This window comes from Streptococcus sp. 21.1 (assembly GCF_016648635.1).
Classification (GTDB): Bacteria; Bacillota; Bacilli; order Lactobacillales; family Streptococcaceae; genus Streptococcus.
This window is the reverse complement of record NZ_JACLQL010000002.1, coordinates 191,986-213,129: the sequence shown is the minus strand read 5'-3', so window position 1 is coordinate 213,129 and position 21,144 is coordinate 191,986. Positions and strand designations below refer to the sequence as shown.

Annotated in this window: 23 protein-coding genes; all 23 read right to left on the bottom strand. The window is 40.6% G+C overall.

The window, feature by feature from the left end:
* Positions 1 to 19: 19 nt before the first annotated feature.
* Entirely contained in the window at positions 20 to 628 is a 609-nt protein-coding gene (locus H7U01_RS02855) for a DUF4230 domain-containing protein (RefSeq protein WP_002884297.1), read from the bottom strand.
* Positions 629 to 645: 17 nt separating this feature from the next.
* Positions 646 to 771: a hypothetical protein gene (locus tag H7U01_RS09975; protein WP_002884447.1), complete on the bottom strand. Its 126-nt coding sequence runs from the start codon at positions 769 to 771 to the stop codon at positions 646 to 648.
* A 436-nt stretch (positions 772 to 1,207) separates the two neighbouring features.
* The gene (locus H7U01_RS02850; protein ID WP_181670650.1) at positions 1,208 to 3,313 is read right to left on the bottom strand and encodes an AAA family ATPase; all 2,106 of its coding nucleotides are present in this window, start codon (positions 3,311 to 3,313) and stop codon (positions 1,208 to 1,210) included.
* Positions 3,314 to 4,024: 711 nt separating this feature from the next.
* Positions 4,025 to 4,279 carry a Txe/YoeB family addiction module toxin gene (locus H7U01_RS02845; RefSeq protein ID WP_101799843.1) on the bottom strand — a complete coding sequence of 85 codons (255 nt, stop codon included), beginning with the start codon at positions 4,277 to 4,279 and terminating at the stop codon, positions 4,025 to 4,027.
* A 3-nt stretch (positions 4,280 to 4,282) separates the two neighbouring features.
* The gene (locus tag H7U01_RS02840) at positions 4,283 to 4,537 is read right to left on the bottom strand and encodes a type II toxin-antitoxin system Phd/YefM family antitoxin (RefSeq protein WP_060971904.1); all 255 of its coding nucleotides are present in this window, start codon (positions 4,535 to 4,537) and stop codon (positions 4,283 to 4,285) included.
* A gap of 141 nt (positions 4,538 to 4,678) precedes the next feature.
* Positions 4,679 to 5,770, bottom strand: coding sequence for a nucleotidyltransferase (locus H7U01_RS02835; protein ID WP_070575465.1), 1,092 nt, complete (start codon positions 5,768 to 5,770; stop codon positions 4,679 to 4,681).
* Positions 5,771 to 5,776: 6 nt separating this feature from the next.
* Positions 5,777 to 6,517 carry a class I SAM-dependent DNA methyltransferase gene (locus tag H7U01_RS02830; protein ID WP_155222570.1) on the bottom strand — a complete coding sequence of 247 codons (741 nt, stop codon included), beginning with the start codon at positions 6,515 to 6,517 and terminating at the stop codon, positions 5,777 to 5,779.
* 441 nt (positions 6,518 to 6,958) lie between these two features.
* Positions 6,959 to 7,309 carry a ribosome silencing factor gene (gene rsfS / locus H7U01_RS02825; RefSeq protein ID WP_107372311.1) on the bottom strand — a complete coding sequence of 117 codons (351 nt, stop codon included), beginning with the start codon at positions 7,307 to 7,309 and terminating at the stop codon, positions 6,959 to 6,961.
* 14 nt (positions 7,310 to 7,323) lie between these two features.
* A complete protein-coding gene (locus tag H7U01_RS02820; RefSeq protein WP_179969535.1) occupies positions 7,324 to 7,824 on the bottom strand; it encodes a cysteine hydrolase family protein in 501 nt (166 codons plus the stop codon).
* Positions 7,825 to 7,827: 3 nt separating this feature from the next.
* Positions 7,828 to 8,421 carry a bis(5'-nucleosyl)-tetraphosphatase (symmetrical) YqeK gene (gene yqeK, locus H7U01_RS02815; RefSeq protein ID WP_155222571.1) on the bottom strand — a complete coding sequence of 198 codons (594 nt, stop codon included), beginning with the start codon at positions 8,419 to 8,421 and terminating at the stop codon, positions 7,828 to 7,830.
* On the bottom strand, positions 8,418 to 9,050 hold the full coding sequence (locus H7U01_RS02810; RefSeq protein ID WP_021143701.1) for a nicotinate-nucleotide adenylyltransferase: 633 nt from the start codon (positions 9,048 to 9,050) through the stop codon (positions 8,418 to 8,420). The genes yqeK and H7U01_RS02810 overlap by 4 nt, the downstream gene beginning before the upstream one ends.
* Positions 9,051 to 9,155: 105 nt before the next feature.
* On the bottom strand, positions 9,156 to 9,473 hold the full coding sequence (yhbY, locus tag H7U01_RS02805; protein WP_002884193.1) for a ribosome assembly RNA-binding protein YhbY: 318 nt from the start codon (positions 9,471 to 9,473) through the stop codon (positions 9,156 to 9,158).
* A 29-nt stretch (positions 9,474 to 9,502) separates the two neighbouring features.
* Positions 9,503 to 10,621 carry a ribosome biogenesis GTPase YqeH gene (yqeH, locus tag H7U01_RS02800; RefSeq protein ID WP_155222572.1) on the bottom strand — a complete coding sequence of 373 codons (1,119 nt, stop codon included), beginning with the start codon at positions 10,619 to 10,621 and terminating at the stop codon, positions 9,503 to 9,505.
* Entirely contained in the window at positions 10,621 to 11,148 is a 528-nt protein-coding gene (locus tag H7U01_RS02795) for a YqeG family HAD IIIA-type phosphatase (protein WP_002891674.1), read from the bottom strand. The genes yqeH and H7U01_RS02795 overlap by 1 nt, the downstream gene beginning before the upstream one ends.
* Positions 11,149 to 11,284: 136 nt before the next feature.
* Positions 11,285 to 12,202, bottom strand: a complete 918-nt coding sequence (locus tag H7U01_RS02790) for a DMT family transporter (protein ID WP_201041089.1) — start codon at positions 12,200 to 12,202, stop codon at positions 11,285 to 11,287.
* Between the two features lie 75 nt (positions 12,203 to 12,277).
* Positions 12,278 to 12,661, bottom strand: a complete 384-nt coding sequence (locus H7U01_RS02785) for a hypothetical protein (RefSeq protein ID WP_201041088.1) — start codon at positions 12,659 to 12,661, stop codon at positions 12,278 to 12,280.
* Between the two features lie 94 nt (positions 12,662 to 12,755).
* Entirely contained in the window at positions 12,756 to 14,198 is a 1,443-nt protein-coding gene (gene gatB, locus H7U01_RS02780; RefSeq protein WP_002891678.1) for an Asp-tRNA(Asn)/Glu-tRNA(Gln) amidotransferase subunit GatB, read from the bottom strand.
* Complete coding sequence (gene gatA / locus H7U01_RS02775) at positions 14,198 to 15,664, bottom strand: Asp-tRNA(Asn)/Glu-tRNA(Gln) amidotransferase subunit GatA (RefSeq protein WP_201041087.1); 1,467 nt, start codon at positions 15,662 to 15,664, stop codon at positions 14,198 to 14,200. Before gatA ends, gatB begins: the two co-directional genes overlap by 1 nt.
* On the bottom strand, positions 15,664 to 15,966 hold the full coding sequence (gene gatC, locus H7U01_RS02770) for an Asp-tRNA(Asn)/Glu-tRNA(Gln) amidotransferase subunit GatC (protein ID WP_002884769.1): 303 nt from the start codon (positions 15,964 to 15,966) through the stop codon (positions 15,664 to 15,666). The genes gatA and gatC overlap by 1 nt, the downstream gene beginning before the upstream one ends.
* Before the next feature lie 139 nt (positions 15,967 to 16,105).
* Positions 16,106 to 17,578 carry a glycosyltransferase gene (locus H7U01_RS02765; RefSeq protein ID WP_201041086.1) on the bottom strand — a complete coding sequence of 491 codons (1,473 nt, stop codon included), beginning with the start codon at positions 17,576 to 17,578 and terminating at the stop codon, positions 16,106 to 16,108.
* Positions 17,559 to 18,857 carry an accessory Sec system glycosyltransferase GtfB gene (locus H7U01_RS02760; RefSeq protein ID WP_048790213.1) on the bottom strand — a complete coding sequence of 433 codons (1,299 nt, stop codon included), beginning with the start codon at positions 18,855 to 18,857 and terminating at the stop codon, positions 17,559 to 17,561. The genes H7U01_RS02765 and H7U01_RS02760 overlap by 20 nt, the downstream gene beginning before the upstream one ends.
* 49 nt (positions 18,858 to 18,906) lie before the next feature.
* Positions 18,907 to 19,788, bottom strand: coding sequence for a glycosyltransferase family 2 protein (locus H7U01_RS02755; protein ID WP_201041085.1), 882 nt, complete (start codon positions 19,786 to 19,788; stop codon positions 18,907 to 18,909).
* 3 nt (positions 19,789 to 19,791) lie between these two features.
* Positions 19,792 to 21,000 (bottom strand): glycosyltransferase, encoded by a 1,209-nt coding sequence (locus tag H7U01_RS02750; protein WP_201041084.1) that lies wholly within the window; start codon positions 20,998 to 21,000, stop codon positions 19,792 to 19,794.
* Positions 21,001 to 21,144: the final 144 nt, after the last annotated feature.

Here is a 21,144-nt window from a genome sequence, read left to right as displayed (position 1 = left end):
ACATATCTTTTCCTCACCTTTATTTTTGAGTTTCAATTGTCACTTTTGCCTCGTGGTCCAAAGATTTAATCATTGTAGAGTAGTACTTCTCGGCTGACTCCTTTAATAATTTTTTATTGTCCTTTATAAAACCTTGTTGTTCCTTATTTGAAAAACCTTCTGCAACAGCCTCACCAGTATCTATGTCTTTAGTCGAATAACTAAGAATCCCTCCACTAGTATCGTAGAGTGTATAAGGTTTGTCTTTATCTAATTCAACACCAATAACTTCAAATTTGGGTAATGTAACTTGATAATTATGATTACCATTATCTTTAATGGTTACATCATTCTTAATACCGAATTTTGCCGTATAATTTAGAATAATGAGTGCTTTCTTTTCTGAACCAGGTATTACAAAGTTACTACCAAATAACTTTGTATTATTTTCTATTGACTTAACTTTTTGAATAGATGCATTGAGTAAAACTAACTCACTGACCTTTTCCAAAGATTTTACATTTACTATGATTTCTGTCTTTGGTTTTTGATTACCAGATGACTCACTCCCTTTATATACGCTAAGAAAAATGAATCCTACGACAATCACTAATAAAATCGCTAAAATACCATATATTATCTTTTTCATACTTTTTTCCTATTAACTCATTTCTTCAAAAACAACTGGATTAACAATCCTGCAATCACAATACCAGCTGCAATTAGGGGGTTCAACATTGCTATTCCTACAAGAAGTAGAATAGCCAAAATCCATAAAACTACTTTTAACATTATTTCTCCTTATCAAATAACAAAAGATTGTAATATTAAACCCAAGAAATCACTAACTAAAATTTAATTTTACACAAAAATTATATAGCGATATGAATGCGTTGTCAACGCTTTCTTGAAAATAGAATATATTTTTAACTATTTACCATATTATCATAATTTAAACAATTTTATCTCATTTTATATTTAAGAATAAATATAAAAGTCACAGCTATACACAATACAAGACTTTCCGCTGTGCTAAAAGTGAGAGAAGCAATAATGTTTCCCTCACTCGGAAGATTTGAGACCCAGGCTCAAATCTTAGAAATGGAATTCCGTTAGGAAGTAGCTTCCGTCCGTAGCACCCAAGGAAAGTCTTAAATAAAAAAGAAAAAAACAGAGATGTCTACTAACATCTCTGCTTCATAAATAGGATTAGGAGGTTTTATGCTTTTTATTTAGCATCTTTTTCTTTGATAACCAAGACACCATCTTCCATATCAGCTTCTAGGTGTTTAGCATCAAGGTTATCCAAGTGGAAGTCTGTGACTTTGTCACGGATTTGTTGTTCAACCACACGACGGAGTGGACGAACACCCATGACTTCGTCGTAGCCTTCTTCAGTCATGTATTCTTTAGCAGCTTCGCTAACTGCCAAGTCAATGTCTTTCTTAGAAAGCGTCTTGTTAACTTCAACCAACATAAGGTCGACAATCTTAGAAAGATCTTCTTTGCTCAAGTGTGAGAATTCGATGACAGCATTGAAACGGTTAAGGAATTCTGGACGGAAGTAAGGTTTCAAACGATCCATAAGTTCTGGTTTATCAGCATCTTCTGTCAAGTTAGCTTCGTAACCAAAGCCTGCGTTTGAAGTTGCGATAATCACAGTATTCTTGAAGTTTACAGTGTTACCTTGACCATCTGTCAAACGACCATCGTCCAAAACTTGGAGGAGAAGGGTGATGACTTGAGGGTCAGCCTTTTCAATTTCGTCGAGAAGAACGATTGAGTATGGGTTACGGCGAACACGTTCTGTCAAAGTATTGCTATTGTCATCATAACCAACATAACCAGCTGTTGTACCAATCAATTTAGAAACGGCTGTGCGGTCGCTGTATTCTGACATGTCCAAACGGATAATGGCATCTTTGGTTCCGAACATATCAAGAGCTAATTGTTTAGCCAACTCAGTTTTACCAACACCAGTAGGTCCTACAAAGAGGAAGCTACCGATTGGACGGTTACCTTCGTCAAATCCTGCACGGTTACGACGGATGGCACGTGCCACTGCTTCAACGGCTTTATCTTGACCGATAACTTTAGTTTGCAAACGGTGGCCCATATCTTTCAAACGTTCGATATCAGTTGCTCCCATTTGCGATACTGGGATACCAGTCATACGTTCTACAGATTCAGCCACATCGTTAACAGTTGCAGTGACTTTAAGGTCTGCTGTATGGTTAGCAATTTTCTTTTCAAGTTCTTCAATACGAACCTTAGCGTTTAGAGCTGCTTCGTAGTCTTCTTTGGCAGCTGCAGCTTCTTGTTTAGCTTTTTCTTCTTCAATTTCATGTTCAACAGCATTCACATCAGTCACTGGGTGTTGAGCAGCCAAGTGAGCAGCTGTTACATCGACAAGGTCGATAGCCTTATCTGGCAAGCTACGTTGTGGAATGTATTGTACAGAGAAATCTACTGCTGCTTTCAAAACTTCATCTGGCAAGATAACATTGTGGTGTTTTTCATAAAGATCACGGATACCTTGGAGAATCTTGAAGGTATCTTCAGCAGAAGGAGCATTAACCTTAACTTCGTTGAAACGACGCGCAAGAGCAGCGTTCTTCAAGATAGTGTTACGGTATTCATCCTGAGTTGTTGCACCAATCACTGTCAATTCACCACGTGAAAGAGCAGGTTTCAAGATATCAGCAAGACCTTTAGATCCTTGACCATCGCCAGTGCTTCCGGCACCAAGAATTTGGTGGATTTCATCGAAGAAGAGGATGATATTTCCAGCTTCTTTGACTTCATTTACCAAGTTTTGAATGTTTTCTTCAAAGCTACCACGGTATTGTGTACCAGCTTCAAGTCCAGAAATATCGATTGAGATGATTTCCTTGTTCTTGATAGCAGCTGGGACATCACCATTTACGATGGCTTGTGCCAAACCTTCAACTACGGCTGTTTTACCAACCCCAGCATCCCCGACAAGGACTGGGTTATTCTTAGTACGACGAGCCAAGATTTCGCAAGCTTCTTGGATTTCTTTGTTACGTCCGATAACAGGATCCAATTTACCTTCGCGAGCTTCTTCAGTCAAGTTACGACCAAGTTTAGCAAGGATACCATCTTGTTTAGGTCCTTTACCTTGATGTTGAGTTGGGTTCACTGCTTCACCTTCATTACCAGGCAATTGACCTGTTTGACGGTAGATAGCAAATTCTTCAGGTGTCACTTCACGACCGTTAATCATGTAGCGACGGTTTTCTGAACGGTAACCACCCATGTTACCCATCAATTGATTGAAAAGATCATCCATATTGTTAAAGTTGTTGTTCATATAATTACCTCGTTTTGTGTTTTCTTGTGAAATTTTTTAAGTGTTATTTTTTATGTTAATGTGTAAGTTTTGACTTTTACTGACCAAAACCAGAAAAATTTTTAGTAGCTTCAACTACTCTTCTAATAATTTCAGGTTTTGCTTTTGGTAGGAGACCGAGAACTTTCTCAGTCTTAAACAAATTGTCATTTAGCATAAGAGCCACCTTCTTTCTGTGAATCTCTCAATATAGCTAACTCCCAAGCCTCTTTCAGAAAGAAACTTGTAGATTAAGGAAACCTTTTTCCTTATAGCTTTATCATATACCTTTCATTTGACCAGGTCAAGAATTTAGTTTTGACTTTTACTGACCTTTTAGATGAAAATTTTTGCAGACTAGCTGCAATCCTTTTAATTGGTATATGGGCTATTGACACAGCCTTCATAAGGATTTCATTTCCTTATGTTTATATTGTACAACATTGGTCAGTAATAGTCAATAGTTTTTTTGACTTTTTTTGACCTTTGTCATAAACTTTTTTGCAGTCAAACCAAAATAACTTTATGACAAGTATTTAGGCAAGCACTGCAAGATTTATATTTATAAGGAAGCTAAATCCTTATGAGATTATAATACACCATTGGTCAGTATAGGTCAATGGTTTTGCTTGATCTTTTTTGACCTTTTGGAAAATAATTTACGGAAAGTAAAAAAGCCTACCAGAGGTAGACCTAATAATGATCTTTAAAAGAGAGAAAGGCGACACTCTTACCATCAATCATATAAATCAAACGATTTTCAGCATCAATTCGCCGAGACCAAGCTCCTTGAAAGTCATACTTCAAGGGTTCTGGTTTCCCAATACCTGAAAAAGGAGCCCGTTGAATGTCTTTAATCAGCTTATTGATTCGCTTAAGTGTCTTCCTATCCTGATTTTGCCAATAACAATAATCCATCCATGCATCTTCAGTGAAAGTGAGTAACATTTTCTACTCCTTTAGTGCATGCTCTTGAGTCTCTCCAGCACGTACCTGAGCCATTCCTCTTAAAACCTTGTCTGATAGTTCTTTATTTTGAACAATACGCAATGTTTCTTGAATGCTATCCCACTCACTCTTTGAGACCACTACAATATCTTCATCAGGATTTTTATTGACTACAGCTAGAGGTTCAAATTCATCATTAACCTTTTTCATATAATCCTTCAAATGATTTCGAAACGTTGAATAGACGACTGCTTCCATTAGCATACCTCATTTTCCTCTTTTCTTTTATTATATACCAAGAGTATAAACTTGTACAAGTTCCTGACAAGTTTATCCTTTCTACAATATTTATTCGAAAAAAGATTTAAAAAGCCTACCAGAGGTAGACCTTCTATAAAACTATTTTACTCTATGCGGTATTCGTCCAAAGTTTTGTTGAAAAAGCTCGGGGTTGCCTAATTGATAAACATTATCTGCTTGCTGTGTAAGCATATCCCAAGGTTCCCTTCCAATCCGAGCCACTATATCCACAGTCTTTTTCACAGATTTGAGATGAGACTGCCCTTTTTGAGAAAATCCAAGGACATGAACAGCCTGGGGTAAAGGATTGTCCACAGCTCCGACCAGGATATAGGTCAAAATACGACGTACCCGTGCTTTTGTATAGCGTTTGGTCGCCACCTTATCCACTAGTTCCTCCACAGAAGAAACCTCACGAATAGCAGCTTTTAAACGACTGGCAATCTCTTCATTCACCTGGAAAACACTAGTCAAATCAGGGTTTGTAAGAATCTGATAAACCAACAATTGGAAATAATTATCCCAAGAAACCTGTGGAGAAGTCTGAAAAAGTTTACTATTGGGCATGAACTTATCCACAAAATCACTATCTTGCTTGTGGAGACGTAGACTGGTCGCTGAGGCGAAAGATACTTCCTTATTTGAGGAATGATAGCCGGCTCCTTGTCTCTGGATAGGATTCAACTTAATGCCCTTACCAGCACAAGCTTTGGCATAGGCTAAGCCTAGGATATGATTGGGTGTATTGCCAGTAAAGGCTACACCAGCAAACTTTTCCCACATTTTTTGTGTCTTTTGTGGATAAGATAGGTCACTCGGTAAGTTTTCCACAAAGGCTTCCATGTCCTCAGACTTTTCAGCATAGACATCCGCTATAGACTGATAGTCTAGGACTTCTTCCGTTCCAAAAGTAAGGCTATCAATCCCCAGTCGGGATAAGATATCGACGGCCCCAGCAGCAAAATAATCGGCAGACTGGACTGACGTCAAGAAAGGCAACTCAACCACAAGGTCTGCCCCATTTTCCAAAGCCATCTGAGTCCTAGTCCACTTATCCACAATAGCTGGCTCACCTCGCTGGACAAAATTCCCGGACATGGCAACGATTTTTACGCCTTCAGCCTGATCCAAGAGATACTTGTGACCGTTATGAAAAGGATTGAACTCAGCAATAATACCTGTAACTGTCATAGGCTCTTACTTTTGGGCCACAAAGAACCAACGTGCACTAGTTTCTGTCGGTTCCTTATCATCAAAATCGGCGTAAAGCTTGAAGGATTTGAAGCCAGCCTGCTCCAGCAAGATATCATAAGTCAAGACCTCATAGGTGCGTTCCTCATGCACCTCATCATGACGGCTAAAGCTTCCATCTTCCTCTTGGACAAAGAAAGTTAATTCATGGACAATAGAATGCGGAGCCGCATCCTCATAGGTATCCCAGAGCATAGCAAAGTCTTCTGCATTTTCATGGTAGGAATAGCCAGGGAAAACCTCATCCGTCTGATAGGTTGAGTGCACATCAAAGATAAAGACGCCATCTTCATTCAGTGCATTATAAACCTCTTTGAAGACATCCCCAACCTCTACTTCGTCCTGCATATAGCAGATAGAATCTGAGTAACAAGTCACAAAGTCGTACTTACCAGCTTGCGATAAATTCAACATGTTGCCTTCAATAAAGTCAATTTTCTGTTTGGCGGAAGCCGCACGCTTCTCCGCAATCTTCAACATATCAGCACTCAAATCGAGTCCAGTTACATCAAAACCAGCTTGAGAAAAACGTACAGATTGAATCCCAGTTCCACAAGCCAATTCAAGCAATTTCTTTTTATCCTTAGTCTTTGGCAAATGACGAAGCGAAAAATCCGTCCACAAATCGTAAAGACTATCATCCATAACAGCGTCGTAGACAGCCGCAAAAGTTTCATAAGTAGCCATAATGATGATACCAAGTCCGTCCGTAATCGGAATGAAAATTAGGGGGAGTGAGACAGAACGAGTTTTTTTAAAAAATCGTTCGTTGTCTCACCCCCGCAAGGCTGATTAGGTACTCTTCCGAGCTTAAAAAGCGAATGAAGAGTCCAATCAGCTACTGCGCCAAATAATAAATTTTAATATTGATAATTTGACATAGAACTGTCTATTTTCCGACGATTACAGGACGGGTTCAAATCCTTTCTAAGATACAAAGAGCGTCAAAAGCACAGAGAAAATAGGAAACTTTCTGCCGTATCGCTAGATACAAAGAAAGTTTATCTTTTTCTCACAGCTTTTAGCTCGCGTTCAGTTAACAAACCAACCAAACACAAGGCTCTATCCTTCCTATTAAATCTTTAGTTTAAGCAACAAAACCCAGTTGTCGCCAACTGAGTTCATTTTTTATGCCAAATAAGCTGACACATCCACCATTGGTGCTTCATGCCAGAGTTTTTCGAGGTTATAGTGTGCACGTTCATCTTCTGTAAAGATGTGAACAACAACATCGTTAAGATCCAAAAGAATCCAACCACCCTTGTTGTCACCTTCCATGTGACTAGCGTCAAGACCAGCTTCTTTCACTTTCTCACGGACGTTGTCGGCAATAGCTTCCAACTGACGGCTGTTCATTGCACTCAAAATAACAAAGTAATCTGTTAGGCTTGTGAGACCATACAAATCAAGGGCAACGATGTCTTCAGCTCGCTTTTCATCAGCAGCTTTGACAACCAATTCAAGTAATTCTTCTTTCATTTAATCCTCTTTCATTAAAAAATCGTTTTGTAATCTAAGACATCTGCAAAACGTTCATCCCAAATGTTCTCGTAAAATTCATTAATCGTTTCTGCTGGAATGTCGTCTCCATCAAAGGTTGTAACAGTACCTTCGGGAACAACTAGCTTGTAGCCATGTTCGAAAGCAACTTTAACGGATGTATCAACACAATACTCCGTCTGCATACCGCATAAGACTAGTTTCTCAATTCCTTGTTGATCCAAGTATTCCTTTAATCCAGTCTCTTTAAACATGCTATTGTATCGCTTCTGAAAAACCTTTTCATCAGACTGTCTCTTTAATAATGGCGATAATTTCCAATCTTCCGAGGTTAGAGCCTCTTCCGTTTCAATATGCTGAATATAGATAATTTCAATCTGCTGTTTTCTAGCCTGATCTTGTAAATAAGAGATTTTCTCTAACAGCTTTTGTGTTTCAAAACCTGTTTCTACTAAGATATTTTGTACATCAATAATAATAAAAGCTGTTTGCACTTACTAATCCTCTTTCAAGCAATGCACAAAAGCATTATAGGTTTCTAAGGTTTGTGGGAAAATCGGTAGAGCTTGGTGGGCCAAGTGTTCTACCGTATGGACTGTTTCAAAAGCAACTGCCTTATCCAAGGATTGCTCTGCTACTTGTCTAGCTTCCTCTACTAAAGGGAAATTACGGTTATGCTCAATATAATCAGCCACATAGACAATCTTATCCAGGGTTGACATTTCATGGCTTCCGACCGTATGGATTTCAATACTGCGTAGAATTTCGGAATCAGTCAATCCCAAATCTTCTTGGATTTTATAAATCCCAACCATGCCATGCCAGACATTGTTTCCCCATTGTTTCAATTCAGGATCAAGATTATATTTATCAATAAGCCCCAAGAATTCCTGATCTGGAAGTTCCTTGGCATAATCATGAAGCAAACCAGCCAGGCCGGCTTTTTCAGTATCATATCCGTACTTTTCAGCAAGAGCAATAGCAGCTCGCTCAACACCCAGAACATGATTGAAGCGTTTAGGGCTCATGACCGCTCGAACTTTTTCAAGGAGTTCTTCACGAGAATAGTCTAGGTATTTTTCATAGGTCATTTATAGAGCCCCGCTTTCTTGATGTAGGCAAGTACAGACTGTGGCACCATAAAGTTAGGTGTGCGATCCTTCTTAATGTAGGCTCTAACTGCACTCGAACTAATATCCATAAGGGGAACATCCACCCAAATAACTGGGTAAGACGTTCCAGCCTTATACTTAGGACGCTGAACACCAACAAATTGGACCATCTCGATAAGTTCATCAATACGATGCCATTTTGGTAGGTATTCGACCATATCCGCTCCAATAATAAAGTAATAATCCGTATCAGGATTAGCCTCTGTCAAGAGCTTCATGGTGTCATAGGTATAACTGATTCCCTTACGTTCCAACTCGATGGTTTCAATATCCAAACCTTCAATGCCGTTAATAGCCAACATGAGCATATTCAGGCGATGTTGTTCATCAATAGTCTCTTTTTTATCGACATGAGGTGGCTCAAACTCAGGCATGAGAAGAACTTCGTCAAGACCTAACTGCTGACGCACCTGGTCCGCAACAACCAAGTGAGCATTGTGAACAGGGTTGAAATTTCCACCTAAAATTCCCACCTGCTTACGGCCAGTATCTTTGATTTCTTCTTCTAGTTGAACCTTTGTAAATGGGGTTACGAGATCCAGTGCCATGTACGCCTCCTCTTTTTTAAGCATTATACAACTGACTTAAGGCTAGCTGATGCTTCAAAAGTGTTCCTATACCTTAGTTTATCCTTCATCAAGCAAAGTCAGCAACTATTTTTGGATAGCTTTGACCTTTGGTGACAACTTACGATTTTCTTTTTTAGCTGACTCTTTATAGAGAATCAAGATACGTCCAATCTTAAGAACTGTATCACAGCCAATTTCTTCTTCCAAGATTTCAGCAACCTCATGAATATCTTCCATAGTGTTTTGGAGTAGGGTTACTTTGATCAATTCACGGGCATCAAGGGCGTTGCGAACGCTAGTTTTGATATGGTCGTTAAGACCGTTTTTCCCGATTTGTACAATAGGTTTAAGTGTGTGTGCTTCCGATTTGAGGAAGGCACGTTGTTTTGATGTTAATGACATGTTTATTCCTTTTAACTACTTAATTAAGTTTAAATAATCGCTTTTCGTACGACAACGCCAACACCTTCTGGTGCCCAAGCAGCAACGATGGTTGGTTGGGCAGCTTTTCCTTGGACACGGATCCATCCTAATCCTGAGAAGACAATGTCTGTCTTATCTTTAACAGTAAATTCATGACGAACAAGTTTTGGAAAATCGGTAAGATCCTTTGCCCCAGGAGGCATGAGAAGACTTCCAACATGCTTATCATAGAAGGCATCTGCGCCTTCTAGTTTGGTACGATGAAGCTTTAGATTATTGTCAAAGAAGGCTGTAAATCCTTGTTTATCACCATCAATAAAGTCAAAGCGTCCTAGTCCACCTAGGAATAGGGTTTGTCCTGCATTTAACTGGTAAGTCTTCGGTTTGATTTCCTTCTTAGGACTAACGTACTTGAGGTCCTTAGCTGACAAATAGTGCGCCATCTGGTGTCGGTGAATAATTCCTGGTGTATCAAAAATATAGCTACCGTCATCCAATGGGATTTCAATCTTATCAAGGGTCGTTCCAGGGAAACGAGAGGTTGTGATAACATCTTTATCACCTGTAATTTCCTTGATAATGGCATTAATTAAGGTTGATTTACCAACATTCGTCACACCAACAACATAGACATCACGACCCTTACGGAGGTTTTCAATACGTTGGATTAGCTCTTTAATGGCATGATGATTTTGAGCAGATGTCAACATGACATCCACCGGACGCATCCCTTCTTCGTGGGCACGTTCTGTCAACCATTGGGTTACCTTACCATCTTTAACAGATTTAGGCAGGATATCCTTTTTATTTCCAACCAAGAGCACATCATTACCCGAAACAAAGCGTGATAAGCCTGGTATGATTGATCCATTAAAATCAAAAATATCAACGACATTGACAACAAGGGCATCACTATCACCAACTTCATGAAGCAATTTTAAAAATTCATCATCTGTGATGTGGACATCCACAATCTCATTGTAATGACGAAGACGGAAACAGCGTTGGCAGTATAACTCACCTGTTTCTTCGGCCTTTTTAATAGAGCTAGCAGGTGTGAAACCTGCTTTTTCTTTATCTTCTGTTTGAATTTGGGCTCCACACCCAATACAAAATAATTCTTCCATTAAATTCCTTTGTTGAAGGTCATTGGACCATATGCTTTTTCAATCTTTTTCCACATGCGACGTTCACGCCAACGGTTAAACTTGGTTACCCAAGCATCTGATTTCACCAAAGGCTTGACCAAAATCGATCGAATTCCAGCTCTGTGGCTAGCTCTGATGTCAGTCATTAGCTGGTCTCCCACCATAACGACCTCGTCTCGGTTAAAGTGGTAACGCTCAATCGCTTCATTAATACCTTTAGTGAAAGGCTTCATGGCACGACTCACGAAATCCACATGGAAATTGGCAACTGCACGTTCAACACGTTCATATTTATTGTTAGAGACCACAACTACCGGAATATCAGCCTCTGTCATCTCATCCAACCAAGCACGTAGCTCAGGAGTCCCATCAGGGTTGTTCCAAGCAATCAAGGTATTGTCCAAATCGACCAAGACGGCACGAATACCGTGTTCACGTAGCTGGTCAGGTTTCAAATCATAAACAGCCTCCACCATAAAATGGGGCCTATAATCGTCTATAGTCATTTTCTCTCCAAAATGTTAGTTTACCTCTTATTCTACCATATTTTTAAGGTTTATGTGTGGGACTTAAGTCCTATTTTTTAAGAACATCCTTGACAGAACAATAAAGAAAAGAGCCACAATCACTCAGGCTCCATTCTTATCTTTGAATTTTTTCTTGTTTTTTAAGGGCAACTAAATTCTTAAGCGATATGATGATAACAGCAAGAACAATTAAAATCATCCCAACCACATCAATGGCAAAGAAGCGGTCCCCCATAATTAATACGGTCAAAATGACCGACGCTATAGGTTCTACCGAAGCCAGGAGACTGCCTTTTACAGCGCCAACCATGGTTGTCCCCTTAAGGAAAACAGTGTAGGCAAAGACTGTCCCAATGAAGACCAAACCAAAAAGCGCTAAGAGATTTCCGCCAGTCAAAGGAAGCTTATACTTCCAGGCTTGGATAACAATCGGAAAGATTAAACCACCGAGCAACAGGCCTAAACCAATGACAATCAAACTTTCCCATTTTTCAATAGCCTTAGCAGGCAGTAAGATATAAAGTGCATAGGTCACCGCCGAAAAGAGACCCCAGAACAAGCCCAGAGGTGTAATCGCCAGCTCCCTTATCTGACCATGCGTTGCGATGGTAAAGGTTCCCACAATAGCCATGATAATCGCCACTAGCTCTGCTGCTGTTGGGAACCTACGATATTTTGCACATACAAAAGCCAGGATGATAACTGGGGTGACATACTGCAAGACCGTCGCTGTCCCAGCATTAGTGTATTGAATAGCACTGAGATAGGCGTACTGATTTAGTACCAGACCAAAGAGCGCAAATAAGGCGATACTTACTAAGGTTTTTCTATCTTTAATAGCTTGTACTAATTTGTCTCGCTGCCTAAAAAAGACCGAAGCCGTTAGTAAAATACCAGACAAAAGCAAACGTAAACTCGTCAAAAGATTGACATTAACACCATGAGCCATTAGGTATTGACCAGAAACTCCTGAAAATCCCCAGGCAATTCCTGCTGTCAATACCATCAAGCTCCCCTTTAGTTGTTTAGACATGTGTTTCCCTCGATTATGATAATGCTTAATTATTATATCACAGAGTGGATAAGGTAAGCGGTTACCCCATAAAACTTAAGCAGTTTTTCTTGAGGAATTTTCAAGCCACCAACCCACAATCCAGCCAAGGACTAAAAGATAATTTTCAAGTGCTCCAATAGCATTCACTGAGTGATGATGTTGAAGATAGCTAAGGAAATGATTGGTCCCAATACCCAGGCCACCTAGAATCAAAGCAAGCAGAACGGCTCTCAGATAAAACCAATCGTATTTGAGATTAACGGCAAGGAGGATGACCAGAACCGCCACATTCCAAATACCAATCTCCCTCTGCCAACCAACTGAAATGCCGTACCCCGAGTGACTTCCCATATAGGTTGGGAAAAATAGCTGAAAAATAATGGCACCAGTCATGGCCAGGATGACGAGGATAAATAGGGCTCTTAAGAATTTGTTCATGGGGTTGCTCCTAAACTCTTTTTTTAATGTTCCCGACTAGTCTAACACAAATATTGCAAATAAAAAACCAACCTCTCGGCTGGTTCTTTCTCTATTACTCTTCTTTCAACTTAGCCAATTCTTGTGCAAGTAACTTGAGGGCTACTTGTGGGTTGGCTTGGCCTTTGGTTGCTTTCATGAGGAAGCCGGTAAAGGCCTTGTCAGCGTTACGTTTACCTGACTTGAAGTCGGCTACGGCTGCTTCATTGTCTGCAAAGACTTGGTGGATGATTGGGATCAAGACTTCAGGGTCTGAAATCTGTACCAATCCAGCTTTTTCGACGTATTCACGCGCACCGCCACCGTTTTTCGCCAAATGAACGAAGACTTTCTTGGCAATCTTAGAAGAGATGGTTCCATCTTCAATGATGGCAATCATTTCTACCAAGTTTTCTGGTGTCAACTTGATTTCTTCAAGCGTTTTACCTTCTGCGTTCAAGAATTGAGCGACTTCACCTTGGAGCCAGTTAGACACTTGTTTAGCGTCTCCGCCAAGGGCTACAGCTGCTTCAAAGAAGTCAGATGTGACCTTAGTAGCTGTCAATTGGTTGGCATCATAGTCAGACAAGCCAAGCTCTGCCACATAGCGAGCACGGCGGTCTTTTGGAAACTCAGGCAATGATGTACGCATTTCCTCAATCCACTCATCTGAGATTTCAAACAAGGGAAGGTCTGGTTCTGGGAAGTAACGGTAATCCGCTGCCCCTTCTTTGACACGCATAAGGATAGTGCTCTTGTTGGCCTCATCATAACGGCGTGTTTCTTGACGAATGACACCACCTGAACGCAAAATTTTTGCTTGACGCTCCACTTCGTATTCAAGACCTTTACGCACGTTTGAGAAAGAGTTCAAGTTCTTCAACTCCGTCTTGGTACCAAATTCCTCTTGGCCGTATGGGCGAAGGGAAATGTTGGCATCGACCCGCATCGATCCTTCTTCCATCTTGACGTCAGAAATACCTGTGTATTGGATGACTTCTTTCAAAGCTGTCAAATAAGCATAGGCTTCTTCCGGAGAACGCATATCTGCTTCAGAGACGATCTCGATCAATGGCACCCCCTGACGGTTGAGGTCTACATAAGAGAAACCGTCTGTTCCGTGGGTGTTCTTACCGGCATCTTCTTCCAAGTGAGCACGTTCAATCCCAATTTTCTTAGTTGAGCCGTCTTCCAATTGCACTTCAATCCACCCATTATAACCGATAGGCTCATCAAATTGCGAAATTTGGTAGGCCTTTGGATTATCAGGGTAGAAATAGTTCTTACGGTCAAAGTGCATGTGCTGATGGATATCCATATTCAGGGCCAAAGCAGCCTTGATACCAGCGTCCACAACACCCTTGTTCAAGACAGGAAGCACCCCTGGGAAAGACCAGTCAATCACATTGGTATTGGCATTTTGCTCGTTCCCAAAGTGAGCAGAGGTTGGTGAGAAAATTTTTGAGTTTGTATTCAATTCAACGTGGACTTCAAGTCCGATGACTGTTTCAAAGTTCATTAATTGTCACCTCCGAAAATAAGGGGTTGTTGCTTATGGTAATCCGTTGTTGCTTCAAAGGCCGCTGCAGCTTGGTAGATGGTTTCTTCCGAATACTTAGGACCAATCAACTGCAAACCAACTGGAAGTCCTTGCGCAAATCCTGCTGGAATCGAAATTCCTGGAAGACCCGCCAAGTTGACTGGGATGGTCAACAAGTCCGCCAAGTACATGGCAACCGGATCATGGTTAAGCGAATCCAAATCAAAGGCCACGCTTGGAGCTGTTGGACCAAGGATGAGGTCGTAATCCGCAAAGACTTTTTCGAAGTCTTGGATAATAAGACTACGGACTTGACCAGCTTTCTTGTAGTAAGCATCGTAGTAACCAGATGACAAACTAAAGGTACCAAGCATGATACGGCGTTTCACTTCATCACCAAAGCCTTGGCTACGAGTGTTCACATAGATGTCATCCAAGTTCTTGGCATCTTCCGCACGGAAACCATAACGAATACCATCGAAACGTTGCAAGTTTGATGAAGCTTCAGATGAAGCAATGATGTAGTAAACGGCAACCCCGTATTTAGAATGAGGCAGGCTGACTTCTTCGACAGTTGCTCCCAATTTCTCAAAGTGCTTAGCTGCATTGAGAATCGTTTCTTTGACTTCTGGGTCAATTCCTTCACCGAGGTATTCCTTAGGAAGGGCAATCTTCATGCCCTTGATATCTTGACCAATTTTAGAAGTAAAATCGGCTACGCGTACTGGCGCTGAAGTTGAATCTTTGGCATCTTCACTGGCAATGACATTGAGCAAGAGGGCATTTTCCTTAACTGTTGGTGAGAAAGTACCGATTTGGTCGAGTGAGCTACCGAAAGCAATAAGACCGAAACGTGAAACAGTTCCATAAGTTGGTTTGAGACCAACAATCCCGTTGAAGGCAGCTGGTTGGCGGATAGAACCACCAGTATCAGAACCAAGAGACAATCGGACTTGCCCTGAAGCTACAGCTGCAGCAGAACCACTAGAAGATCCACCAGGCACCTTGCTGTGGTCCCAAGCATTTTTAGTCGCCCCATAGTAAGATGTTTCACCAGATCCACCCATAGCAAATTCATCCATGTTGGTCTTCCCGATGACAATCATATCTTTGGCTTTTGCATTGGCAACAGCTGTCGCATCAAAGATAGGCTCATAGTTATAGAGCATTTTTGATGCCGCAGTCGTCAAGATGCCGTCAGTAGAGATGTTATCTTTCACTGCCAATGGAATCCCTGATAGAAGATTATCTACATCGATTCCTTTTTCATCAATGGCCTTAGCTTGGGCAAGTGCTGCTTCTTCAGCCACCGTCACAAAGGCATTGACTGCTTCTTCACGCACCTTGATGTCGTCAAGTGTCGCTTGGGTCAATTCGGTTGCTGAAATTTCCTTAGAGACAAGGAGGTCGTGCAACTCTTCAATAGTTTTATTGTTGAATGACATTAGGCATCTCCTCCATCTTCTAGGATAGCTGGTACCTTAATGTAATAGTTATCTTTTTCAGGTACATTTTTAAACAAGCGGTCACGGTCTGTCCCTTTTTCAGCAACATCCGGACGCAATACGGTCTTACGATCAGCCATAGTCGTTGTTGGGGCAACACCTGTTGTGTCCACTTCTTCCAATAATTCCACCATGTCGACAATTTTAGACAAGGTTGTCGCAAACTCAGCTGTCTCTTCTGGAGAGAATTTCAATTTTGAAAGATTGGCAACGTGGGTTACCTCTTCTTGCGTAATTTTCATCTTGCTTCCTTTCGTGAAATGATGATTTTTCAATACGTTCTATTTTACCATAATTAGGGTTATTTTGCTTGGAGGATAAAAAAACTGTAGTAACTTTTTTGTCACTACAGTTTACCAATATACAGCTTTTTCAAAACAGTTATCGTATGGCTACCAGGAGCTTTCTCCAGGCTTCTAAAATTTCTGGTTTCAAATAATGTTTTGCCAGGTCATATGAGGCTTGGTGCATAGACTCAAGATCACTTTCTAAGGCAAATACAATCTTGTCGGCCATCTGAGAAACAAGTAGATCCTCATCCATAGTCTCGCTATAAGGGACCAGAAAGCCGTTTTTACCATCTTTGATGAAAGTTGGATTGCCATAACGGGCGTCAAAACCAACCAAGGCTAGACCTGCTCCCACCGCTTCCATTAGAGTCAAGCCAAAGGTCTCCCACTGAGAGGTGGTGACATAAAGTTCATACTGTGGGTAAACTTCACGCAAATCCGCATGACCCCGAAGTTGGATGAAATCACCTGCCCCAAGAGTATCAATCAGTTCTTGTAGATTCTCTTGCTCTCCACCTTTGCCGTAGATGTCAAAGTGAAGATTTGGCTCTTTTTCATGAGCAAGGGCGACTGCTCTTATAGCCAAATCCAAGCGTTTACGTGGGTCCAATCGCGAAGCCGTCATCAAACTAAGAGGCTTCCTCTGCTCCTCTGGAAAACTAAGGTTATCCAAATGTCCCACTGCTAGGTCATGAATACTAGCATCTGTTACACCTTGCTTTTTCAGAGTATTCTCTAAAACAGCCTTTTGTGCCTCCGTAGCTGTAATGAAGAAATCAAAACGTTGGGCGTACTTAAAGATGTAATAATACTCATAGTAGAGGTCGCCATTTTCAAATTCATGCTCTGAATGAAAAACGAAGCCTAACTTTGCAGGTGTATCCAATTCATAAATCGGTCGCATAAACTCCATCAAGGAGGCCCTATCCAGCAACAAGGTATCCGCAGTTGTCATCGGAAGTCTTGCTAGAAAACGACGCATGACCTCTGTTTTTGTTACTAAAATCTCAGTTCCCAACCTATATAACCAGCTGGTCCCTTGCTTGAGTTCTTCAAAGGCAATGCGACCATCTTTATTGTGATAACTTCTCCTGATGATAATGCCTTTTTCAAAGTATTCTGTAACTAATTTACTTGTTCCATACCACTCACGCTTTAAAAGCATACCATTGACGTGGTAATCCACATACCGCACATAACCTTTTTGGTAAGGATCCATCTTAAAGACTAAAGAAGTGCCATCAGAACAGACATAAACAGAGTCTGTTTCGCTTTGACTCTTCAAGTCTAGACGTGTCAACTTAAATTTTTGCTGCAAGGCCCCCACTGTCAAAGATGGGATATGGCTGTCTTGATCTGTAAAGCTAAGATAGGCATGGAGGAGTTCCTCGTAGCGATGCCCTAAAGAAAGATAGTAATCTAATTTATAGGGTTGTGGCCAGGTCGTAAAGATAAACTTAGCAGGCTCATTTAATTCACGTAGCATCAAAGCTCTAGACGCCTGAGCCACATCGACACCATTAGGTTCATAGCCCACCAATAGGTTAAAGGTGTAAATCGTCATCTTTTTCTCCCTCCAATCTAGTAAAGAAAGCTAAGATTTCTTCCCTCTCGGTGAGTTTCAAAACCTCTTTCTGACTTTCAAGAGCCTTAGGGTAAAACTCTGCTTGCTGTATGAGTTGTCGGAATCCCTGTTCTAGTTCCTCTAAGGAAGTATAAACCGTTGGTAAGTCCTTATAGTAGTGACGATGAACCGTTGATTCTAAGCCAAAAAGCAACTGTCCATTTTCAATCGCATCCAAAGTTACATCAGACACTTCGCTTCCATAATTCAAGTCTAAATAAATGAAACAATTCCTCAGTAGATCTTGATATTTCCCCTGACGAATCCCTGGGTAAAGATGGACATTTCTCTTATCTTTGAGACAAGTCAATTTTGGCCCCATACTAGTTTGGGCTCCGATATGAAAGTCAATATCCGGAAAAGCATCAACCAGATCATCTAGGCCCTCAATATTTTCAGAAGCAGTCATCACCATGGCTTGAGGCACAAAAGTCTGAGAACCGTCTTGTTCTGCACCAGCTAAATAAATCATGCCTGACTTACGTTCCTCTTGGGGATAATAATTAGTAACCAAAACATGATTCACTTGATTTTGAATAAACTCAAGACCATCCTGAGTGTCGGAGCAATAAACCAGACGATTAACATTCAAGGTCTGCAATGTCGGGATTAGATTGGAATCCATACAGATGATAGCTTCGTCTGACTTCAGGATTTGATTCAAAACAGCCTTAGTTAATTCTTCCCTACCTGAGAAAATTCTATCTCTTCCTTCAGACCCCTGATCAATCAGGTATCCATCTTGAATATAGTGAAGCAAGACTTCTTCTTGGTTACGATTAAAGTAAATATCCATAATGCCTTGCCCCTGATCATCCAGAAGACGCTGTTTGGTACGCCAGCCATAGCGATTATAATCATCAACCGCAACAACTTTTTCCCCTTGTCCAAACCATTGGACTTGTTTGACCGTACGTTCCTTTAGATTGTCACGAAAAATAACACTGGCACGGCGGTCTTGACCATCAAAAATGTAGGTCGTAATCCCCAAAGTCCACAATTCCCAGTATAGTGGAACCGACAAATCGTTAAAAAAGAGTGGTGTCCCTTGATAATCTTCCTCTGAGGAATAAATAAATGACGATGCTAAACTAATAGTGTCCTTATCAACATCCGTTTCAAAATTCGTGTAAAACACACGGGATTGGATACCAAAGGAGTCTAGTAATCTTCTCAGTTTTTCCGTTGCCTGACTAGGTTCTTGTGCAATAATAAGCATAGTTATCCTTTCTGACTAATCCAAGCAATAAATAGCTTAACCTTCACCTTTATTGCTCCAAAAATCTCAAGTTAACCTGCGCCGTCTTATAGGTCTCAGTATCTTGAAGATTAGCTTCTTCCATTTTTTCAATTGCCCGCTTCAGACGCGTCTTGTAAATATAACGGTGCCAAGTCAAATCATAGCCCAACATGCCTAGCAAAGCTAGTTTTTCATTTTTAGCTTCCATCTCATCTAAGACACGCTTCTCGGTCCAGACCTGCGACAGCGTATCCTTACGCCCCACTCGGTACCAATAGATACATTTTTCGGTATGGACAACACGATTGGCCTTTAACAAGAGTTTGTACATAAGGAAGTTATCCTCGACGTTCTTCCCAACAGGAAAACGAAGGTCCTCGAACAAAGAAATCTTATAGAGTTTCATCATGGCGCATGCCCAAGCCATATCTCTTGTCTCTTGAATGGCATCTTGGTCAATGATGTCTCTCCCCTCATAAAGGGTTTCAGAATAATCGTTCTCCGTTACCTTAATCAAAAACTTACTAGTACTCTCGTTGAATAAGTTATAGTTGGCAATAGAAACATCTGCCTCATACTTCTTAAGCTGAGTGTACAAGGTCTCCACATAATCCTCTGTTACCCAATCATCCGGGTCTACAAAAGTGATGTAATCACCTGTGGCTAGGTCAATCCCTGTATTTCGGGCTGTAGATAGGCCGCCATTAACTTGTCGCACATAGCGAATACGTGAATCTCGCTTGAAAAATTCCTTGCAAATCTCCTCTGACTTATCAGGAGAGCCATCATTGACAAGAATGATTTCAAGGTTTGGATAGGTCTGATTCACTATCGTTTCCAAACACTGCTTTAAATAAGCTTCCACATTATAAATGGGAATAACAATACTAACTACTTCTTTATTTTCCATGGTCTATCTCTCAATCGTATCTATATAATCTCGAACAGCTTTTACCATTTGGTCTACTTGGTCATTCTTGAACACTTGATTTTTCCCAGTTTGGTCGTGATTTGTTCCTTCAAAAGAGAAAATCGGAAGTCCCAACTGATGAATCGTTTCTGTGATATGATCAACCTCATCAAATGGGTTGATATCCATATAGAAATCTATTTTTTCTAAGACCTTTCGACTAGTCAATGGATCAAAGGATGGATAGAGAATAAGGTTTGGATACTGCTCCAACTTCACCAAATTAAACCCGAAATGAGAATGAGCCAAAACATGAAAAGCTACATCTGGAAGAGCCTGCAGCAAATGTTCCAATTCAAAGATGTCTGCAGTATTAGTATAAATCGCCGTATGGTAAGGAAAATCACCTACCATGTCACTAAAGCTAAGCTTTAAGGATGGCTTTCTCAATAAGATGTCTTCCCAAGATAGGGCATAATAAAACCACCAAATATCTCTGAAACGATTGAAACGCTTAGAGGTCCAAGGTTTATTGTGAGAGGTGTAATGAATAACCGCTGGCACCCCTTTAAAAACATCATACCAATCCAAGTCCCCATATCTGTACTGATCCTTGTCAGAGCCTACTTGAAGATTATAAGTCCATGGAAGTTGATGCCAAGAGTCCTTGAAATAAAGATTCAAGATACCTTGATCCCCATAAACATTTTGATGATGCTCTTTAGTTAATTCAAAAAGAGACTCTGTCACCTTGTGTTGTCGCCACCAATCGGTATCAATAACCATCAAACCAGCGTTAAAACCATCTGTCGTCGTTGGACGATCCACAACCGCTCCAATACCAAATCCGCCCAGATTCACTTCAAAAAGTGGTGACAAATCCTGCGTAAAAATCATATCACAATCCAAATAGAGAACACGATCTTCTTGAACAAACTCAGGAATCGCATAACGGAAAAAAGTCGCATAATGAATATGCGCACTTGGAAGCGAAAATTGTTTAAAGCTTTCTGCAGACACACGACAATTAAGAATTTCAGAATCAATAGCCTCTAAACGACGATTCATTAGCGTAAACCATTCTGTTGGTAAATTCTCATTTAGCACATAAATTTTCCACTGCCCTTGATGTGCACACAAAGATTTAAGAGCTACCTCTAACTTTTCCATATAGGATAGCTCAGCTACAAATACAACTGATTGTTTACCCATGTTTTCTTCCTCTCAAACTCTAATAAGAATATCATTTTTTAGAAAACATTACAATTTCTACCCCTTACAAAAAAGCCAGCCCAAAGGCTGACTTCAATCGGAGATCAATTTGCTTTCTGTGCTTGCTAGATTCGTAAAATTATA